The organism is Gracilibacillus massiliensis (assembly GCF_001458115.1).
Taxonomy (GTDB): Bacteria; Bacillota; Bacilli; order Bacillales; family Amphibacillaceae; genus Gracilibacillus; species Gracilibacillus massiliensis.
In genome coordinates, this window is the sequence record NZ_CZRP01000013.1 from 1,182,287 (window position 1) to 1,200,387 (window position 18,101).

An 18,101-nucleotide genomic window follows, 5' to 3' on the forward strand; every position below is an offset into this window, starting at 1 on the left:
CTCACTCCTCTATTCCATGATATTCAAACCAATCAAAATCAGCGTAATTCTCACTTTCTTTTCCATTGCCAGAACAATACATGCCGATATATGCTCCAACAAATCCACCTGCAACATCTGTACTTAAAATTCTCCCATCGACATTATGAGCGAGCTTCTTCCAGACAAAAGGTTCAGTTGTGTAATAAAAACGATAATCTTGACCAATTACTTCTACTTTCATATATATTTTCTTAGCTTCTATTGGTTGTTTTTCTATAACTTGTTCCACTCCAGCTTCTCTTCTTATTAATCGAATCATTGGCTGCTGATCTTCCAATAACACTTCTACACGAAATTGAAAGTCCTGGTTTTGCAATAAAACGATTCCTGCTGTTTCATTTACGGTCTTTGGCTGAAATTCCATTACGGTCTGTGCGAAAAAATTAATATGCTGTTGTCTTCTTCCGATATAGGCAGGATTTTCTTCTTCCATAATTGTTTCTTTTTTAGCCTTTAATCGTACATAACCTGGACGTTCCGTAAGTGACCAGAAATCTCCTCTAGGCGTTCGCAAAAAATTCCATCTGTAATCCAGCTGTGCTGATTCAAATGAGTCGACATAAGAAGTATCCGGCCATTTATGTTCTTGCAAGTTCGGAATTTCTGTTCTCGACTCAATCATCCCTTTTCCTTTGTTAACAATCGGCCAGCCATCTTCCCAGACGAACGGAACAAGAAAGGTTTCACGACCGAGATTCCGGTAATATCCCCCATATGGTCTTGAAGCAAGGCAGACCATCCACCAATCTCCATTTTGTGTCTCGACAATATCGGCATGACCGACGTTTACGATCGGGTGATTTTTCCCTAAATGCCGATGTGTTAAGATTGGATTGTTCTCTGTCATTTCATACGGGCCTGTAACATTTCGACTTCGTGCGATCGTGACTGCATGTGTATGCCCTGTGCCACCTTCAGCAATCATTAAATAATACCAGCCATTTATTTTATATAGATGTGGCGCTTCTTGGGCATGGGCATTTTTCAAAGCACCATCCCATAAACTATACGTTGGTCCAACTAATTGCTTTTTCTCTAAATCAAGTTCCTGTAACCAAATCTCATTATGCTTTAGATAGCGCTGACCTTCGGGTGGTTTACGATTACCGGTATAATAAACTTTTCCATCGTCATCAAAAAAGAGCGACGGATCAATCCCTGGAGCACCTTCCAGCCATATTGGGTCTGACCACGTACCTGCTGGATCTTCTGCGGTTACATAAAAGTTTCGTCTTGCACCTTTCTTACTGACAACAAACGTAGTAATCATATAAAAGATACCGTTATGGTAACGGATGGTTGGAGCATAAATTCCCCGCGAATTTGGTGTTTGATCTAAATTCAGCTGCTCCGGGCGATCCAGGACATGACCAATCTGCCGCCAGTGAACAAGGTCCTTACTATGAAAAATAGGTACACCTGGGAAATATTCGAAACTTGAGGTTACCAAATAATAATCCTCGCCAACTCTACAAATAGAGGGGTCAGGATAAAAACCTGGTATAATTGGATTTTTAAATGTTTTCATGCACTCACCTACCTAAAGAGATTTCATTCACTGATCGTTACTTAGTAAATCCTCTCGTAATGGTGTAAACACGTCGAGTAACTCACTATCTTCTAAAGCCGTCACTCCATGTTCAGCATTGGAGGGGATATGAAGTGAATCCCCTTTTTCGATCACGATTTCTTTTCCATCGATATGAAAAGCAAGCTTACCTGCTAAGCAATACGTCAATTGTTCGTGTGGATGACTATGGGCTGACCCCTTTGCCCCTTTTTCAAATACTACTTCCATCATCATTACTTGCTTTCCAGGTGTATGGATCTTTCTTTTCACTCCTGGTTCTGCCTGTTCCCACTGATTAATTGCCATTATTATTCCTCCTTCAATTTAGTAATGACCGGTAAAATAAATTGAATCGACATCGCTAGTACAATCACATACACTACTGTATTTGTATCAATTTCATTTGAAAAAATCATAAATACAATAATTCCTAATCCTCTTCCGATGTTAATGATCGTTTCACGCAACACGACTGACTCTACACGGAATTCATTTCCTAAGGGAATCCGATCTAACCACTCGAAATAATAGGCTGCATATGCATTTGCCTGTAACGGTTTAAATATATTCTGAGTTACCATAAAAAGAATGACTGTGACAATCGCAATCTCCCATGTTAAAAATAATCCAGATGCAAAAAAACCGGTAGCTGCTATCCATAGATATTTCTTCGTTTGTTGAATATTGGCAAAACGAGAAATAATAAAGCTTGCGAGTATTGATACCGCTAAAAACAAAGCATTTAAATAACCGACAATACTTTCATTTTCAAAAATACTATATATTAAAATCGCTGGTATATACATGAGAATCCCTTGCGGAAAGCCTATAATAAACCAGCCAAACAATGCATTCCGAAATGCTTTATTTCGTTCCACAATTTGTCCCAGATACTTCATATAATAATTCCGATGGCGAATCGATTCCTTTTTAATTCGAAAGCTTCTAAGAGTTGCCACAAAAAACATCAAGAAGGCTATCGAAAAAACGAGTAAATACCCTGCCAATCCATTAAAAAGACCGATCATAAATCCAGCTAATGCTGGGGCGATTAGATTCGTCGATCCCATTACCATCTGATTCCAACCTAAATAACGATGCCTATTTTCATTAGATGACACTTCATGGACGATCGTAAAATAAGCAACCCAATATAAGCCCTGAGCAATACCACGAAGTAATGCGAACAAATAAAAATACGTAACAATCTCTTCTTGCACCATAACAATAAGTAAATAAAACAGCGCTGTCATCATAATGCCATAGCGGTAAATCGTCGTTCTGCCTTTTTTCTTAGACATTTTCCCAATCGAAAAAGTGGTCACTGCTTGAATTAAAATCGCAATTAAGTTATACAAGCCATTTACCCATAAACTATTCGTCAAGCGCCACAAATATAAGTTCACAAATATAATCGATAATGAACTACCGAATTGAAAAATAGCATGATTAATTAGAATATTGACAGCATGTGCTGATAGTCTTTTTTCTGGCTTCTGTTTGATCTGTTGAATCAAGCGTTACACTTCTTTCTGTCAGCTTTTTTAAATCGCACTCACCATAATTCCCAAAATAGTTCATTACTTATTAATTGATCTGGAGTTTTACCCCATAAATGATGTAACTGTTGACGAATTAATGTAGCTTGAGTCGTTGCATTCATATCACCTTCATAAAGACCTAATCCTATTTCAACAGGCTCAGGCATATTCGGATAATAATCATCCGCTTTTACTTGTGCGACATTTGGTGCTTTGGGAGAGTGTTTTAATTCCCTGGAAAATGCCCCATCCTTTCTTTTTAATCGTTCCATATTTTTAATTGTAATTCTTGTAATCTCTTCTAATTCCTGCTCAGTAATCTCTTTTTGAAGATACGATAATAAATCAATCGGATTACGAATATAGCACATATCTACTGCATCTTCGGTTCGCAAACATGCTAAGATACTTTGATAAATCTTTTCCTGGTTTGGCATCGGTATCTTATATTTCCGGTAAAAGGTGTGCAATTTAAAAGTGCCGGAAATTTTTACATATAACGAACCATTTCCCCATAAACCTGTTTTGGGATCTTGTATTTCTGCTAGGAACTTCGCCATTGCCTGCACATATTTTTTTCGATCGTTTTCCTCCATTTGAGCGATGTAAACGGTGGAAGAAGCTAATAGATCACAACCACGCCAACTGTTTCGTAAATCAATGCTTTCCCATTTCTTCTGGTAAGCCGCTAATGATTTCGTATAGGCGGGTGCTTTCCTTACCTCTACTGGCATCTTATATAACGGTTCAGCTCCAAGTCTTTTCAAAGAATGATAGGCATAATTCAATGCCCGGTGGACCATTACTTCGTCTTTTGGCATTTGTGGATTATTATCATAAAAATAACCGGTATGCTCCTCCTGTTTCGACTGGAAGTACTGAATAACCTTACTTTTAGTTGCGAAAGGCATCCCTTTCAAAAGGTTATACCTCAATAAAATATTGAGCGCCTGTGCTGTCGATTCTATATCGGGTGTAAATCGGCCATCACTTACCGAACTCCTTGCATAATAAAAACCACCTGTGACAGGATCAAACTGCTTTTGCAGCCAATAGAATAATCCATCAAACATACCATCTAGTTTCAATTGCTGCTGTTCTCGCCAATTCATTGTTGATACTTCCTCTCCTTGACACCATTAACCTTTGACAGATCCTAACAATGCACCTTTCGCAAAGTATTTTTGTAAAAATGGATATACAAGTAGTACAGGTACAGTCGCTACTACAATTGTCGCCATTTTCACCGTTACTTCTGGAGGCGGTACATCCGAATAAGCCTCAGCGTCATAGTTCATTCCACTCGCCAACACCACAATTTGTCTTAGCAACACCTGTACGGGCCATTTATCTGCATCCGCTAAGTATAAAATCGCATGCATATAGGTGTTCCAATAGGTTACTGCATAAAATAAAGAGATGGTTGCAATCGCTGGTAATGAAATTGGAATAACGATTCGAAATAATATACTGAAATCATTAGCACCATCTATCTTTGCTGATTCTTCTAAACCTGCTGGTAAATTCATAAAGAAACTTCGTAATATAATCATATTAAACGCATTAATCGTAACAGGTATGACAAGTGCCCATAATGTATTTAATAAACCTGTTTGTTGAACTACCAAGAAAGTTGGAATCATTCCACCATTGAATAATAATGTGAAAACAATCATAAAGTTGATCGCACGTCGTCCAACAAGATCTCTTCTTGATAATCCGTATGCGGTTAAAGTAGAAAAGAACATGCTCCATAACGTTCCACCTACCGTTATTATTACCGATACGCCTAAAGCTCTAAATATAGTATCTGTTGAAAAAATATACTCGTAAGCCTTTAATGAAAATTCTGTTGGAAATAATAAAAATTTAGTGTTGGCAACTTCTGCACTTGTAGCAAATGAACTACCAACTACATGAATAAATGGTAAGATCGTTATCAAGGCTAATAGTGCCAATAAAAAATAGTTAAAGAAATCAAATGTTCTACTCCCTGCAGAGATTCTTTGTTGTTTTGCCATGGTATACACCTCACTTATTGTTGTGTTTGTTAGTAAATGCCTTCCTCATTAAATCTCTTCGCTAGCCAGTTCGCAAAAACAACCATCATTAAACCGACTATACCTTTAAAGAAACCGACTGCAGTACTATAACTAAATTGACCTTGTTGCAAACCGGCCACATAAACATAGGTGTCAAAAATTTCTGCCACATTACGGTTAGAAGCATTTAGTAATAAATAGACATGCTCAAACCCTAATTCTAGAACGTCACCAATTTTCAGAATTAACAAGACGATAATCACGTTTCGGATAGCTGGTATTGTAATATGCCACATTTGTCTGAACCGATTTGCCCCATCCATACGTGCTGCTTCATATAATTGAGGATCGACCGCAGTTATCGCTGCTAAGAAAATAATCGTACCCCAACCAGCTTCCCGCCATATTACCTGTAAAATATACATTGGCCGGAACCAAGTATCGTTTAGTAAAAAGTTGATTTTTTCAAAACCTAACGAATCTACGATAGCGTTTACAATTCCACCATCAAGTGTCAGCATTACATAAGAGATCGACACAATAACTACCCATGACATAAAATGTGGTATATAAATAAGCGTCTGTACACCCCTCTTAAAAAAGCTATGGCGAACTTCATTTAACATTAAGGAAATAATGATTGGTATTGGAAAAAAGATAAATACTTGAAGACCAAATAATACTAAAGTGTTTTTAAAAATCATCCAAAATTCAGAACTTGTAAATAACCTTGTGAAATGCTCAAATCCTACCCATTCACTTTCTGATATACCTTTATATGGTTTATAATCTTGAAATGAAATAATCAGACCATACATCGGTAAATATTTGTAAATTAAAAAGTAAATTAAACCAGGCAGAATCATTAAATAAATCATTTTGTTACGCTTCACTTTTCTCCATGTTTCGGATCGTTTCATTCTTTTTACTTGTTTTGATTCTTCTTTTGCAGTAAGTGTAGTTGATTCCATAAGCAGTATCCTTTCTCTTCATTTTCTTTTCAGTTGTCTTGGCTTATTCAAATCGTACGTTAAAGGATATATAACGTAAATAATCATTATCTTACGAGTTGCCATAGTCGCTGTCATATGGACATTTACGTGCTTGTAATTGTTTGTATAAGCAACTAACATAACATAATGATCATCTCCCACCTACATCCTTAAGAATCAATCGCAAACAGCCTGCGTAATATAAAGAAACGGTGCAGTAATTGACGAGGTAATTTTGAAATTTTTCTAACTGGTTAACATCCGCTCCGGCTTCCCACTTCCCTTTCCGTGGGGTTTTTCCTTCAGCTAACTTTTCCAAGCAAAAACCGCATGGAAAAGTGGATCTTCAGGAAAAACGATTCCCACAGGAGTGAAAGTGGGCGGCCTCCGCTAATATATTTCTACAATTATTGTGACAAGTAGCATTTTGAGCTATTATCTTTATAACTAGCTTTCCACATAATAGAAATAACATAATGCTACCTCATACTAGCGTTGTAGAATATCAAATTAGCGTAGGCGTCCGCTTCCACTCCTGCGGGATGTTTTTATCCGAAGATCCACTTTGGTAAGCGATCTTGGCTTATCAAAGTTAGCTGAGGAGAAAAACCCGTGGAAAGGGAAGCGGACAAGCCGCAGCGATTGCTCCGCAGTATTATTTTCTCAAAATTACTACAATACCAAAAAGTTATTACGTAGTATCCCTTTTATAAAAATCAATTTAATTTATAATCTTAGTTTTTTTATGCTTTCTTTTCTGTCGTGATATAGATTGGGCTCTTAAAATATATATTTTAAGAGCCCTATTCGTTCTGTACTTAGTTAGTTTGAGGCATTGAATTCTTCAATAATTGCATCTCCACCTTCGTTTCTCCATTTCTCAACAGCTGCATCGAAACCTGCTTCATCAATTTGACCTAAAATGTATTGGTACGTTGCATCTGTAATGCCTTCTTGTAAGATAGCACCATCATTTACATATGTTTCAGAATATAACGGTACAGTTGGATCTTCGATTAGGTAGTTTTCATTTTCTTTAAACAATTCTTCTGATTTTGCTTTTACTTCATAGTCGAAGAATCCTTCATATCTTCCGTTTGTCTCTGGCTCACCAATTTCAAGTGCTTGATATGGTTTAACCTCACGATCAAATAAAGATTGGTCATCTGTTGGTAGTGCACTGTCTTCCTGAACTTCGTAATGCTCACCTTCAATTCCCCAATAAGCATAGTTCATCACTTCTGGTGTCATTAGTTGGTCAACGAATCCTAAGATTTTTAACAGGTCTTCTTCTGTTTCTACAGCACTTTTCGGAAACATCATTAAACTTCCATAACCAGGAATGGCCCAAATCCCAAATTCACCGTCTGGTCCTTGGATATTATTGTGGACATCAAATTCTACATCTGGATTAATAGCAACTGCATCATTATTAAGACTTCCTACATCACCCATGGAGCCTACATACATACCAGCTGTTCCATTTTTAAAGAACTCTTGCTGATCAGGTTTACTCGTTACAGGGAAATCTTGATTGATGTATCCGTTTTCATGCATTTCTCTAAAGAAGTTCATTGTTTCTTTGTACTCATCAAACATAAACTCAGGTAAGAGCTGGCCATCTTTTTCACCCCAGTTATTCGGAGTACCAAACCATGAAGAAACTGTTTTAAATGCCCCGTATATTAAATCACTACGGTCTGTTACACCAAATGTATCATCTTCTCCATTTCCGTCTGGATCATCTTCTGTAAAGGCTCTAGCCATTTCCATGAATTCATCTGTTGTGGTTGGTGCTTCTAATCCTAGATTATCTGCCCAATCCTTACGATAAATTAAACCTTGTCTTGATAATGGACGACCTTGATATAATGTATAAAGATTTCCGTTTACTCGTGTATTATCAAGGACATTACTTTTAAGCTTTGATAGATTTTCGAACTGATCTAAATATTGTCCAACTTCCCAAAATTGTTCATCTTCCATTGCGTCACGGAATTGAATAAATGTAGCCTGGTTTTTAAGAAAGACTGCCTCTGGCAATGAATTCGTTGCAAAAGCTGTATTCAGGCGATCTTCATAGTTGTTATCAGGTACCCATTGAATCTCAATGTCTGTGTTTGTTGCCTCTTCAATTTTTTCTAATACTTTTTCATTAGGCACTTCTGGTGTGTGTAAGTTTGCCATAATCGTGAATGCGTATGGCTCTTCCGCTTCCTCTGCCTCTGAATCATCATCATTTGTTTCCTCATTTGTTGCATCTTCTTCTGAAGTGGTATTGTCACCATCATCCTCAGATGCGCTGTCACTATTACATGCAACTAATGTTAGCAGTAATAGTAAAAACATGATTCCCATTAACTTTTTCCAATTCCTCAAATTAACCACCCTCCAAAAATTTTATTTGATTTGTACAACTGAATCTCGTGTACACCATTAATAGTAAGGATTTAGAAATTCTTTGTATATAATCACTTAATCAGAGCGTCTTGTAAACGCTTACCTATATAGCGCTAATTTTTTAATTTATTTTGAAAATAATCATTATTTATTCTAGTTCATAATCATCTGCAAAAATGATTATTTTGATTATGTAAAAGGTTAAGAGTCCTTGAGATATCTGTACTTTCCAAACTAACATGATGATTATTTTTGTGAAAGCGCTTCATTTGCACTATTTACGGATGTACAAGAAACAGTTATTCTATATATATTAACATTTATTTTACAGAAGCAGGTGGGGTTTAATGGAATTTACAGGTATATGGGGCGGTTTTTACCGAATTAGTGTATGGATTACTCGATTTGCATGGTTAAACTTACTATGGATCATTTTTACTTTAATTGGTTTTATCTTGTTTGGGATCATGCCTGCTACGGTTGCTATGTTTGCAGTTGTTCGGAAGTGGGTTTTAAAAGAAGTTGATTTCCCTGTTCATAAAACATTTTTTCAAGAATACAAACGTAACTTCTTTCGTTCTAATTTATTTGGTATCGTTCTTTATGTCATCGGGTACGTTTTATCTGTGTTTTTAAAATATACAGGAATGATGAGTGAAAGTGATTTATATCCGATACTTTTTGGCATATTTATATTATCAAGTGTATTCTATGTTTTACTCATCCTTTATATTGCACCGGTATTTGTCCATTATGAACTCGGTTTTTGGCAATATATTCGTTATGCGGTATCAATAGGTGCAGTTAATTTACATTACTCGATCTGCGCGCTAACTGTTTTAGCTGGCATTTATTACACTTCACTAAAAATTCCTGGTATTACCCTGTTTTTTAGTTTTAGTGTTAGTGCCTATGTCAGCATGTTTATTATAAATATTGGTTTTAATCAGCTATTAAAGAAGCAACAAGAACAGATAGAAGAGACAACCATTTTAACTTCCTAGCGCTATACAAGTTACACAAAATATATCGATATGAGGAAGTATACTTATGAAAAAATTTTCAACAAAACATTATTTTAAGCTTATTGCTTTTTTAATTATATTAAGTACGGTTCCTGTTATTATTACGGGTGGCCTTTCGTATTGGCAATCATCCAAAGCTATTGTTGACTATTCGAATGATGAAAAGAAACAAAATATTTATCAAATTCAAACAAATGTGGAACAAGTTCTCCGTTATATTGATTTATCTACAACTTATTTCATACGATCTGCACAAACGAGGGAATTTATTAATCAAGATATGAATGCCAGTTCCTTCAGTGATTTTCACAAACTACGAAAGGACCTTATTCATTTACAAACAATTGAGACGGGTATTGAAGATATTGTATTAGTAAGCTTCGAAAATAGATGGCTAATTAATAACAATGGACTTGTAAATCTTGATGGGGATACGTATGAACAAATAAACACTAATTACTTAAGCATACCGGAGAAATCCGCTTGGCTAATGGAGGAAGCAGATCAGATTCCTATACCAAATGCAACAAAGAAGAGTTGTTCACACTATATTAACTTAGTAAAAAAACTACCTATTTTATCCTCAAAGCCAGAGGGATTAATTTCTGTTATTGTCCCTATTTGTGAACTAAATGAAATTATGGCACAAAGTAACGAGAGTGAGTCATTTATTATTCTTGACGAGAACAATCAAACAATCGCTCATAGTAACACGGAATATATGGGTGAAGATGGTTATATACCAGATGCATTATTTAATGAAATTGATCGCGAAGAATTAGAAGGACAATTTGAATATCAAATTAATGGTACAGATTTTAAGATTTCCTATCAAACTTCAAATTATAATAATTGGACCTATATATCTTTAGTAAAATTAAGCGATTTACATATGCGCTCAAGTTCTATCGGCTGGTTAACATTGTCGATCGTATCTATTTTATTAATTATTTCATTATGCATCGCATTCATTGGCAGCAAGGTATTGTATCGACCAGTAAAAAAACTCAAAGATGTAATCTATTCAACAGGTGAAAAACATACCACACCTACTGAAACAACAAATGAATTTGATTTGATTGAAACACATATCGAAAAATTATTGAATCAAAATCATTTGTTAGAAAAACGTGTGCAAAGCCAAGTTACCCAATTAAAACAATTATTTATGATCCGCTTGCTTCAAGGAAAAGTAACTAAAAGTGAATTACCGCTTAAATTGAAATCTTTTCATTTTAGCCAAAGCTGGACATGGATTACTATTTTCTCATTAAAGATTGATGAGATTGACCAAGATCGATTTAATAGCAATGATCAGGATCTTATTTTGTTTGCGATTAATAACTTAATAGAAGACTTAATTCCAACGAACGAACGATTTACACCAGTAGTGATAAACGATACACAATCCACCATAATTATTACGGAATGTGATAATGAAGCGGATTATACACATACCATTAACCAAAAAGTGAAACTCATACAAACAAAAGTAAAAGAACTCTTTCATTTATCTGTTAGTGTTGGGATCAGTACACGTTTTGGTGATTTAGAAGATGCTAACAGTGGATTCAGGGAAAGCAAAGAAGCGTTAAAATACCGCTTGAAGATGGGCGAATCGTCTATTATTTTCTATGAAAATTTAAATCGACGTTATTCCAGTGTTGCTCCATACCCTTCTGCTATTAAAAACAAAATTTTCGATGCGATAAAATTAAGTGATAAAGATCAGGCATTGATAGAACTTACTAAGTTTTTTGATTACTTAGATCGTCACGATATCCATCATCAGCAATTAGAAATTATATTATCAAGATTCTTATATGAATTATACGAATTAAAAGAGTTGTTAGGAGCAAATGTCGAGAGTTTCCAATCTACGGATATGATTACATATTATCAAAGTTTCAGATCTATTGAAGCGATACATGACTGGGTTAGTAACCAGATTATCCTTCCGCTTATTGATAATGTAGATGCTAGAGATGATTCTAAGAATAAGAAAATTTCTGACAAGATGATCCGAATAATTCACAATAATTATGACAAAGACATTTCTCTAGATTTAATTGCAGCAGAATTACATTATAATCCTAACTATCTGAGTAGTATTTTCCAAAAAGAGACAGGGTATTCTTTTAGTGATTATTTGTTACGCTATCGTTTAAACAAGGCAAAAGAATGGTTAACCACGACCAATATGTCCGTAAAAGAAATAGCAGAAAAATTAAAATATAATAACTCACAAAATTTCATCCGTTCCTTTAGAAAGATGGAAGGAATAACACCAGGGAAGTACAGAACCCAATATAAAACCAAGGAAGCATAAAAAATGAACATAGAGGCTGATAAATACTATTTTTCTAATGTAAAACATTCACGATAAAATATATATTGTTACGCATAATCAGGATACTGCGCAACAAATGGGGTGATAATTTTGAAATGTATTATTTACTAGATACCCGCTCCGGCTGCCCACTTCCCTTTCCGTGGGGTTTTACCTTCAGCTAACTTTTTCAAGCAAAAATCACTTGAAAAAGTGGATCTTCAGGTAAAACGATCCCACAGGAGTGAAAGTGGGCGGCCTGCGCTAATATATTTGTTCTACAACTATTGTTACAGATAGTATTTTGAGCTGTTACTCCAATCAAAGAATTTATCACATGAGAGAAAAATCATAATGCTACCTCATACTAGCGTTGTAGAATATCAAAGTAGCGTAGGCGTCCACTTCGACTCCTGAGGGATTAGCATGATCTGAAGATCCACTTTGAAAAGTGTTTTTCTTTTCAAAGTTAGCTGAAGAGCATGCCCCTCGGAAAGCGAAGTGGCCAAGCCGGAGCGGTTGATACGCTCATAATAACTGTCAAAGTTAACACATCAGTTATTGCGCAGTATCTTCCTAATACGCATAAAATCCTTTTGGCCAGTTTCTTTTTATTCTCCAATTAATACGCGTAACACATTAGGATGATCAGGGAATGTTTTCGTACCTGCTCCATAACCGATATGTTTAACTTGCATATTCGGAATTTCGCTATATTCAGAAACTAATGTTTTAATAATTGCAGCTCCTGTTGGTGTTGTCAGTTCTCCCGTTATCGTACTTTTTTTAAGTGGTACATCTTTTAATATTTCTAAGGTAGCTGGTGCAGGTACTGGGTAAATACCATGATCGATATGAATATGGCCTGAACCTACAGGAATTGGAGACGCAATAATTTGATCCACCTTAAGGTGATCAATTAATATAGCTACCCCTACGATATCTATAATAGAATCAATCGCACCTACTTCATGAAAATGGACATGTTCTAAATCCATTCCATGAATCTTTGCTTCTGCCTCACCTATCACTGTAAACATATCTATCGACATTTTTTTAACCGAATCGTTTAATTCACTCTGCTCAATCATTTTTACAATATCCTTATATGTACGGTGGTGATGATGATGGTGACCATGATGATGATCATGCGTATGACTGTGATCATGATGATTTGATTCTTCATTAACAATAACATCAAATTTATTACTATTGATTCCATTTTTGATTTTTTTATGTAATTGAAGCTTATACTCTTGAGAGAAATTAAGCTTAGCCAATTCTGATTCAAACCAATCAAAAGAGATACCTGTATCAAGTAATGCTGCAATGGTCATATCCCCACTAATACCCGAAAAACAATCAAGATAGATTATTCTTTTCATATACTTGTCCCCCGTCATTCTAATTTAATTTTTCATATAATCTGATTATAACTTATATTCATCATTTATTCCTTACCATTTAAGTAAACAAAAGAAAAGCTATCTGATTCGATAGCTTTTCTAATAAATAGTATATTATTCTACTATTTGTGATTCAACTGCTTCTTGCGCTGCATCTAATGCTTCTTGTGGAGACATTGACCCATCACGTAAAACATTGTTCAACGTATTGGTGTTAAGCTCCGTCGCAACGTCTGGCGTGTATTGTGAAACATTGATTGCATTAATTTCATCTTGAACTTCTGTTAATGTGTCAAAAATATCATCACCAAAGAATTGGAAGTATTTATTATCTTCTAGTACAGCTGGATCATCCCATACGTCATGACGAACTGGGTCAAATCCTAATACTGTCCAAATTTTAATATTTGATTCTTTTGAAAGCTTCGCATATGCTAAGAATTCTTTCGCTAATTCTGTATTTTCCGATTGGTTGGTTACAACAGTACCTGTACCACCCATACCAGCTGAACGGTTTCCACCTTCTTCAAATGCTGGCAAAGGACGTACTACCATTTTACCCTCTAGGTCTGGCATGCTGTCTGTGAATCTACCCATATACCAGATCGGCATTGCAATTGCTGCTGCTCCACCTTCACCCATGTATGAATAATACTCTTCCGCATGTGGTTCATTACCTGGTGCTACTTCAGCGATACCAGCTTCTTGCATGTCTTTTAGTAACTGTAAAGCTTCTACATTTTCTTCTCTGTTAATTGTAATGTTATCATTTTCATCAATAAAATCTGAACCTTGCTGAGAAACCATTTGGAAGTATGGTAAGTAATCACCTGGGAATGAGTTAAACATCACCGCATCCGTATTTGCTGCAACTTCTTCACCAGCTGCCATAAAGTCATCCCACGTCTTAATAGATTCAATATCTACTCCAGCTTCATCCATAATTTCTGTATTATAATACATTACAGATGCACCTACGTGTGTAGGCATTCCATAGTAATTTCCATCTTTCGAATAAATATCAAAACGAGACTCGACAAAGTTTTCTAACTCAGGTTCTACATATTCATTCATTGGTTCTAACTGTGGTTCACCTTCCATAAAGTTAGGAAAACGTGCAATTTCAATATCTGCAATGTCTGGAGCACCATCACCAGATTGTAATGCTAATAGTAAGTTATTGTGCATTTGATCAAATGGATATGTTTCAGCTGTCAACTGAATTGGTCGGTCTGAATTTTCTTCGTTCCATCTTTCTGCTGCATCAATATAAAAATCAACGTGTTGTGCAGCAAAGGTCCACAAACTTATTTCAGTAGCATCTTCTAGATCATCGCCAACTGTTGATACATCATCTGCTTCACCGCTAGCACCGTCACCACTGTCATCTCCACCACCACATGCAATTAGGAACATGGCAACTAGACCAAACAAAACAGCCAATAAACTTTTTCTTTTCATTTTTTTACCCCCTATAATATAATTATTTCAAAAACACGGTAACCGCTTTCAACAAGTTTGAAATAATAAACGAAGTTATTTGCTTTTTAACCTGTTCGTACAAGATTAAGTTTCAACAAATGGTTACTTCGTTATCATTTACGTTGTTGTTAACTATAAGATATCATTTTGACTCTAATTTGTCAATAAGTTTTTCTGGTATTAAATTTAAATATATAAGTTAATTGAAATATTAATTAAATCACAGAAAACTAGTACGTACATGACTCATTCACTAGTATCTATTTTTTCAAAAACTTTCACTGAAAAAAAAGCTACAGTTATCGTAATTAAGCTTATTGTGCAAAAGATTAACATACTTGGTAATTTTAATGAGAAGTACAATATGAAAAATATTATTAAACCTTGTAAAATAGTTATCGGCAACTTAGTTATACCAATAATTATGGCATTCTTGAAATACTGAAATACGCTAGAATTATAATGAGTTAGCAACGGAAAAATCCACAATACAAGTATTCCATACAGGAATATAACAAAGTAATATAAAAAAACAGCAATGATCGAGATTTGATCGCCTAACTGCAGTAATATTTGATAATTCACGACTAACATTATGCCTACTACAGCTAAAATAATTCCAATGATATTCGATTTAATAAATTCCCTTTTATAAGCTTGTTTAAAAGTCTTAAAAATAGGGACTTCTTCTTTTTTTTGCACCCATTTTCTTGCTACCGCAATTGCAGCTGTAGTAGCTGGGAATATCCCACCTACTACGAGGCCTACTAATGTAAATCCTATCCAGAGAAAATTCAGCCATGCTACTTGCAATATTATTCTCAAGAAGCGATCTAATGAGCCTACTATTTGCTGTCCAAACATCTTTGTCACATCCTAGTTAACCTACTATTATCCTTTCACTCCACCAGTCGTTAAACCAGCTACAAAGTATCTTTGGAAGAAGATAAACAATATAATGATTGGTACTATTGTCATAACTGATCCGGCAATCAATACATCATAATTGTTGCCATATGGTGTTAATAGTGTTGCCAAACCGATAGGTAAAGTAAACATATCATTCGAACGTAATACAATTAATGGCCATAAGAAGTTATTCCAACTTCCAAGACCTTGTAATATTGCCATTGCACCTAGCGATGGTCCCATTAAAGGTAGCATGATTTTAAAATAGATACCATATTCTGTCGCTCCATCGATTCTTGCTGCATCCATTAATTGGACAGGTAATCCTAATGCATATTGTCTAAAGAAGAACACAGCGATTGGTGCTACAATCATTGGTAAAATTACACCTATATAGGAATCGACTAACTGTGCTGTAATCATCATTTGGAATAACGGTAGCATTAAAATTTCAAATGGTACCATTAAAATAAATACTACAAATGTAAAGAATAAATTTCTTCCTTTAAAGTCGTATACTGCTAATGCATAACCTACCATTGCAGAGAAAAACAAGGATAACACTATTGTAACGGCTGAAATTATAAGACTGTTCATATACCATGTCCAATAACTTCCTGCCTGTGTAAAGATATAATTATAGTTATCTGAGTTAAGCAAACTCCAATCAAACGCTAAACTGATACCTGTACGTAGCAATTCCGATGAAGGCCTAAAAGAAGATATTAGTAACATGATCAACGGAAATAAGACAATTAAACAAACTAAAACCATTCCAATATTCATAACCCATTTTGCTGCACTATTAGTCTCTCTTTTCATTATTCGTCACCTCGCTTGAATGCACCTGTTAGAACTAACTGTATGAAACTGATAACGAAGATTATAAGCATTAGAATTACACCGATAGCGGCACCAAAGCCCATATCATTTCGTTGAATACCTTGTTGATAAATATAACCTACTACAGTTAAACCAATGTTCCCTGGTGAACCTGCTTCCCAGAATACAAAGCTCTCCTCAAACATTCGAAAGCCATTAATTATAGATATCGTTACAACAAAAATAGTTACAGGTTTTAAGAATGGTAATGTTACAAACCAAAACTTTTGCAAAATAGATGCCCCGTCAATTTCAGCAGCTTCATATAATTCATCAGGTACGTTTTGTAAGGCTGCTAAGAAGTAGAGAATGTTTACCCCTAACCAACGCCATACACATAACATAACCATCAAGAACATCCCTGACCAAGCATTATATCTCCAATCTACTGAGCTCATTCCTAGCCAATTTAACACTTGGTTCGCTGCTGCAGTATCTGTTTCCCCAAACATTAGCCTGAAGATCATACCTGCAACAATTGTAGATGCTAGTGCAGGCATAAATAACGAAGCCCGAAATAGCGTTTTCAATTTCACAAATTTCGAATCTAAAATTACCGCTAAAATAATAGGTAATATCGTTAAAATTGTAACTGTTAACACTACGTAAATAGTAGTATTCATGAGCGCCGTATAAAATGTAGGATTGAATACCCTTTCGTAGTTTTGTAACCCAATAAAATTAACTTGCCCGGGCAGAACACTTTGAAAGCTCATAATGATACCGCGAATTGCTGGGTATACGGTTAAGATCAAAAAAGAAATAATGAATGGTGATACAAAAATGTAAGGTACTACTTTTTTAGAATTCAGGAATTTCATAAATGGGCTTGGACCTTTATTTGTATCTACTGTTTGATTTGTTGCCACTGTAACCCCTCCTTAAAGTTTGAACGAACTGAATACGCTTTCAATAATTATAGTCTTCTAAAAGATTACTTAGAACTATATACAGCTTAGTAACATCTTTCAAGTAATCGCTACCAAACGTACGTATAAGTATTGGATGTTTCTATTATATATAACTGTATAAGTTTTTTCAATCATTTTCTTAAAAAAATACAGACTTTTCTTAACTTAAATATTTCAATATACTAGTTGGAAGAATATAACTTCACTTTACTATTAAACATAACCTCAAATGATTAATAAACTGTATTTACAATGAATATTATGGTTAATTATTCCTCTTGCTTATACGATATAACTATACAATTTCCAATATGAAACTATTACGTAAAACACAACAAGTTCATAATCTCTAAAATCTTTAATACAACTTTTTTTAAATTTTCGATACCAATCGCATTCTTTCATGAATACTCTTGCTTAAGTTGTCGAGTATATCAAAGCGAAGGCGTCCACTTTCACTCCTGCGGGAAAGTGGGCAAGCCGGAGCGGTTGCAAAGCACATATAAAATATCATAATTGCCTCTTCAGCTATATCGCAGTATGGTCCTACTATGAAGAAAATCCAAACGA

At 35.2% G+C, this 18,101-nt stretch carries 14 protein-coding genes; 2 read left to right on the plus strand and 12 right to left on the minus strand.

Features of this window, described 5'->3' with window-relative positions; translation table 11 throughout:
* Position 1 precedes the first annotated feature (1 nt).
* From BN3107_RS17415 to BN3107_RS17445, 7 genes are all read right to left on the minus strand, one after another.
* The gene (locus BN3107_RS17415; RefSeq protein ID WP_058308888.1) at positions 2 to 1,570 is read right to left on the minus strand and encodes a glycoside hydrolase family 43 protein; all 1,569 of its coding nucleotides are present in this window, start codon (positions 1,568 to 1,570) and stop codon (positions 2 to 4) included.
* A 27-nt stretch (positions 1,571 to 1,597) separates the two neighbouring features.
* Positions 1,598 to 1,918: a cupin domain-containing protein gene (locus BN3107_RS17420; protein ID WP_058308889.1), complete on the minus strand. Its 321-nt coding sequence runs from the start codon at positions 1,916 to 1,918 to the stop codon at positions 1,598 to 1,600.
* 2 nt (positions 1,919 to 1,920) lie between these two features.
* Positions 1,921 to 3,129, minus strand: a complete 1,209-nt coding sequence (locus tag BN3107_RS17425; protein WP_058308890.1) for an MFS transporter — start codon at positions 3,127 to 3,129, stop codon at positions 1,921 to 1,923.
* Positions 3,130 to 3,167: 38 nt separating this feature from the next.
* Positions 3,168 to 4,265 carry a prenyltransferase/squalene oxidase repeat-containing protein gene (locus tag BN3107_RS17430; RefSeq protein WP_058308891.1) on the minus strand — a complete coding sequence of 366 codons (1,098 nt, stop codon included), beginning with the start codon at positions 4,263 to 4,265 and terminating at the stop codon, positions 3,168 to 3,170.
* 27 nt (positions 4,266 to 4,292) lie between these two features.
* Positions 4,293 to 5,174 carry a carbohydrate ABC transporter permease gene (locus BN3107_RS17435; RefSeq protein WP_058308892.1) on the minus strand — a complete coding sequence of 294 codons (882 nt, stop codon included), beginning with the start codon at positions 5,172 to 5,174 and terminating at the stop codon, positions 4,293 to 4,295.
* Between the two features lie 29 nt (positions 5,175 to 5,203).
* Positions 5,204 to 6,115, minus strand: a complete 912-nt coding sequence (locus tag BN3107_RS17440) for an ABC transporter permease (protein WP_231735450.1) — start codon at positions 6,113 to 6,115, stop codon at positions 5,204 to 5,206.
* 894 nt (positions 6,116 to 7,009) lie between these two features.
* Positions 7,010 to 8,566, minus strand: a complete 1,557-nt coding sequence (locus BN3107_RS17445; RefSeq protein ID WP_392389065.1) for an extracellular solute-binding protein — start codon at positions 8,564 to 8,566, stop codon at positions 7,010 to 7,012.
* A gap of 368 nt (positions 8,567 to 8,934) precedes the next feature.
* On the opposite strand from BN3107_RS17445, the gene BN3107_RS17450 reads away from it, so the two are divergent.
* Complete coding sequence (locus tag BN3107_RS17450) at positions 8,935 to 9,591, plus strand: YesL family protein (protein WP_058308894.1); 657 nt, start codon at positions 8,935 to 8,937, stop codon at positions 9,589 to 9,591.
* Between the two features lie 46 nt (positions 9,592 to 9,637).
* Positions 9,638 to 11,941: an AraC family transcriptional regulator gene (locus tag BN3107_RS17455; RefSeq protein ID WP_058308895.1), complete on the plus strand. Its 2,304-nt coding sequence runs from the start codon at positions 9,638 to 9,640 to the stop codon at positions 11,939 to 11,941.
* Positions 11,942 to 12,552: 611 nt separating this feature from the next.
* Here the strand turns inward: BN3107_RS17455 and larC are convergent.
* The 5 genes from larC to BN3107_RS17480 all read right to left on the minus strand — a co-directional run bounded on the left by larC (position 12,553) and on the right by BN3107_RS17480 (position 17,441).
* Positions 12,553 to 13,326, minus strand: coding sequence for a nickel pincer cofactor biosynthesis protein LarC (gene larC, locus BN3107_RS17460; protein ID WP_058308896.1), 774 nt, complete (start codon positions 13,324 to 13,326; stop codon positions 12,553 to 12,555).
* A 135-nt stretch (positions 13,327 to 13,461) separates the two neighbouring features.
* Positions 13,462 to 14,808, minus strand: coding sequence for an ABC transporter substrate-binding protein (locus tag BN3107_RS17465; protein WP_058308897.1), 1,347 nt, complete (start codon positions 14,806 to 14,808; stop codon positions 13,462 to 13,464).
* A 267-nt stretch (positions 14,809 to 15,075) separates the two neighbouring features.
* On the minus strand, positions 15,076 to 15,693 hold the full coding sequence (locus BN3107_RS17470) for a YesL family protein (RefSeq protein WP_058308898.1): 618 nt from the start codon (positions 15,691 to 15,693) through the stop codon (positions 15,076 to 15,078).
* Positions 15,694 to 15,720: 27 nt separating this feature from the next.
* A complete protein-coding gene (locus tag BN3107_RS17475) occupies positions 15,721 to 16,560 on the minus strand; it encodes a carbohydrate ABC transporter permease (protein ID WP_058308899.1) in 840 nt (279 codons plus the stop codon).
* Positions 16,560 to 17,441 carry a carbohydrate ABC transporter permease gene (locus BN3107_RS17480; RefSeq protein ID WP_082631378.1) on the minus strand — a complete coding sequence of 294 codons (882 nt, stop codon included), beginning with the start codon at positions 17,439 to 17,441 and terminating at the stop codon, positions 16,560 to 16,562. The genes BN3107_RS17475 and BN3107_RS17480 overlap by 1 nt, the downstream gene beginning before the upstream one ends.
* Positions 17,442 to 18,101 lie beyond the last annotated feature (660 nt).

Excerpts from the sequence above, each read along its gene's own strand:
- BN3107_RS17440 (WP_231735450.1), bottom strand. The coding sequence starts at position 6,115 with ATGAAACGATCCGAAACATGGAGAAAAGTGAAGCGTAACAAAATGATT.
- BN3107_RS17430 (WP_058308891.1), bottom strand. The coding sequence starts at position 4,265 with ATGAATTGGCGAGAACAGCAGCAATTGAAACTAGATGGTATGTTTGAT.
- BN3107_RS17465 (WP_058308897.1), bottom strand. The coding sequence starts at position 14,808 with ATGAAAAGAAAAAGTTTATTGGCTGTTTTGTTTGGTCTAGTTGCCATG.
- BN3107_RS17450 (WP_058308894.1), top strand. The coding sequence starts at position 8,935 with ATGGAATTTACAGGTATATGGGGCGGTTTTTACCGAATTAGTGTATGG.
- BN3107_RS17415 (WP_058308888.1), bottom strand. The coding sequence starts at position 1,570 with ATGAAAACATTTAAAAATCCAATTATACCAGGTTTTTATCCTGACCCC.
- BN3107_RS17420 (WP_058308889.1), bottom strand. The coding sequence starts at position 1,918 with ATGGCAATTAATCAGTGGGAACAGGCAGAACCAGGAGTGAAAAGAAAG.
- larC (WP_058308896.1), bottom strand. The coding sequence starts at position 13,326 with ATGAAAAGAATAATCTATCTTGATTGTTTTTCGGGTATTAGTGGGGAT.
- BN3107_RS17435 (WP_058308892.1), bottom strand. The coding sequence starts at position 5,174 with ATGGCAAAACAACAAAGAATCTCTGCAGGGAGTAGAACATTTGATTTC.
- BN3107_RS17455 (WP_058308895.1), top strand. The coding sequence starts at position 9,638 with ATGAAAAAATTTTCAACAAAACATTATTTTAAGCTTATTGCTTTTTTA.
- BN3107_RS17470 (WP_058308898.1), bottom strand. The coding sequence starts at position 15,693 with ATGTTTGGACAGCAAATAGTAGGCTCATTAGATCGCTTCTTGAGAATA.
- BN3107_RS17480 (WP_082631378.1), bottom strand. The coding sequence starts at position 17,441 with ATGAAATTCCTGAATTCTAAAAAAGTAGTACCTTACATTTTTGTATCA.
- BN3107_RS17475 (WP_058308899.1), bottom strand. The coding sequence starts at position 16,560 with ATGAAAAGAGAGACTAATAGTGCAGCAAAATGGGTTATGAATATTGGA.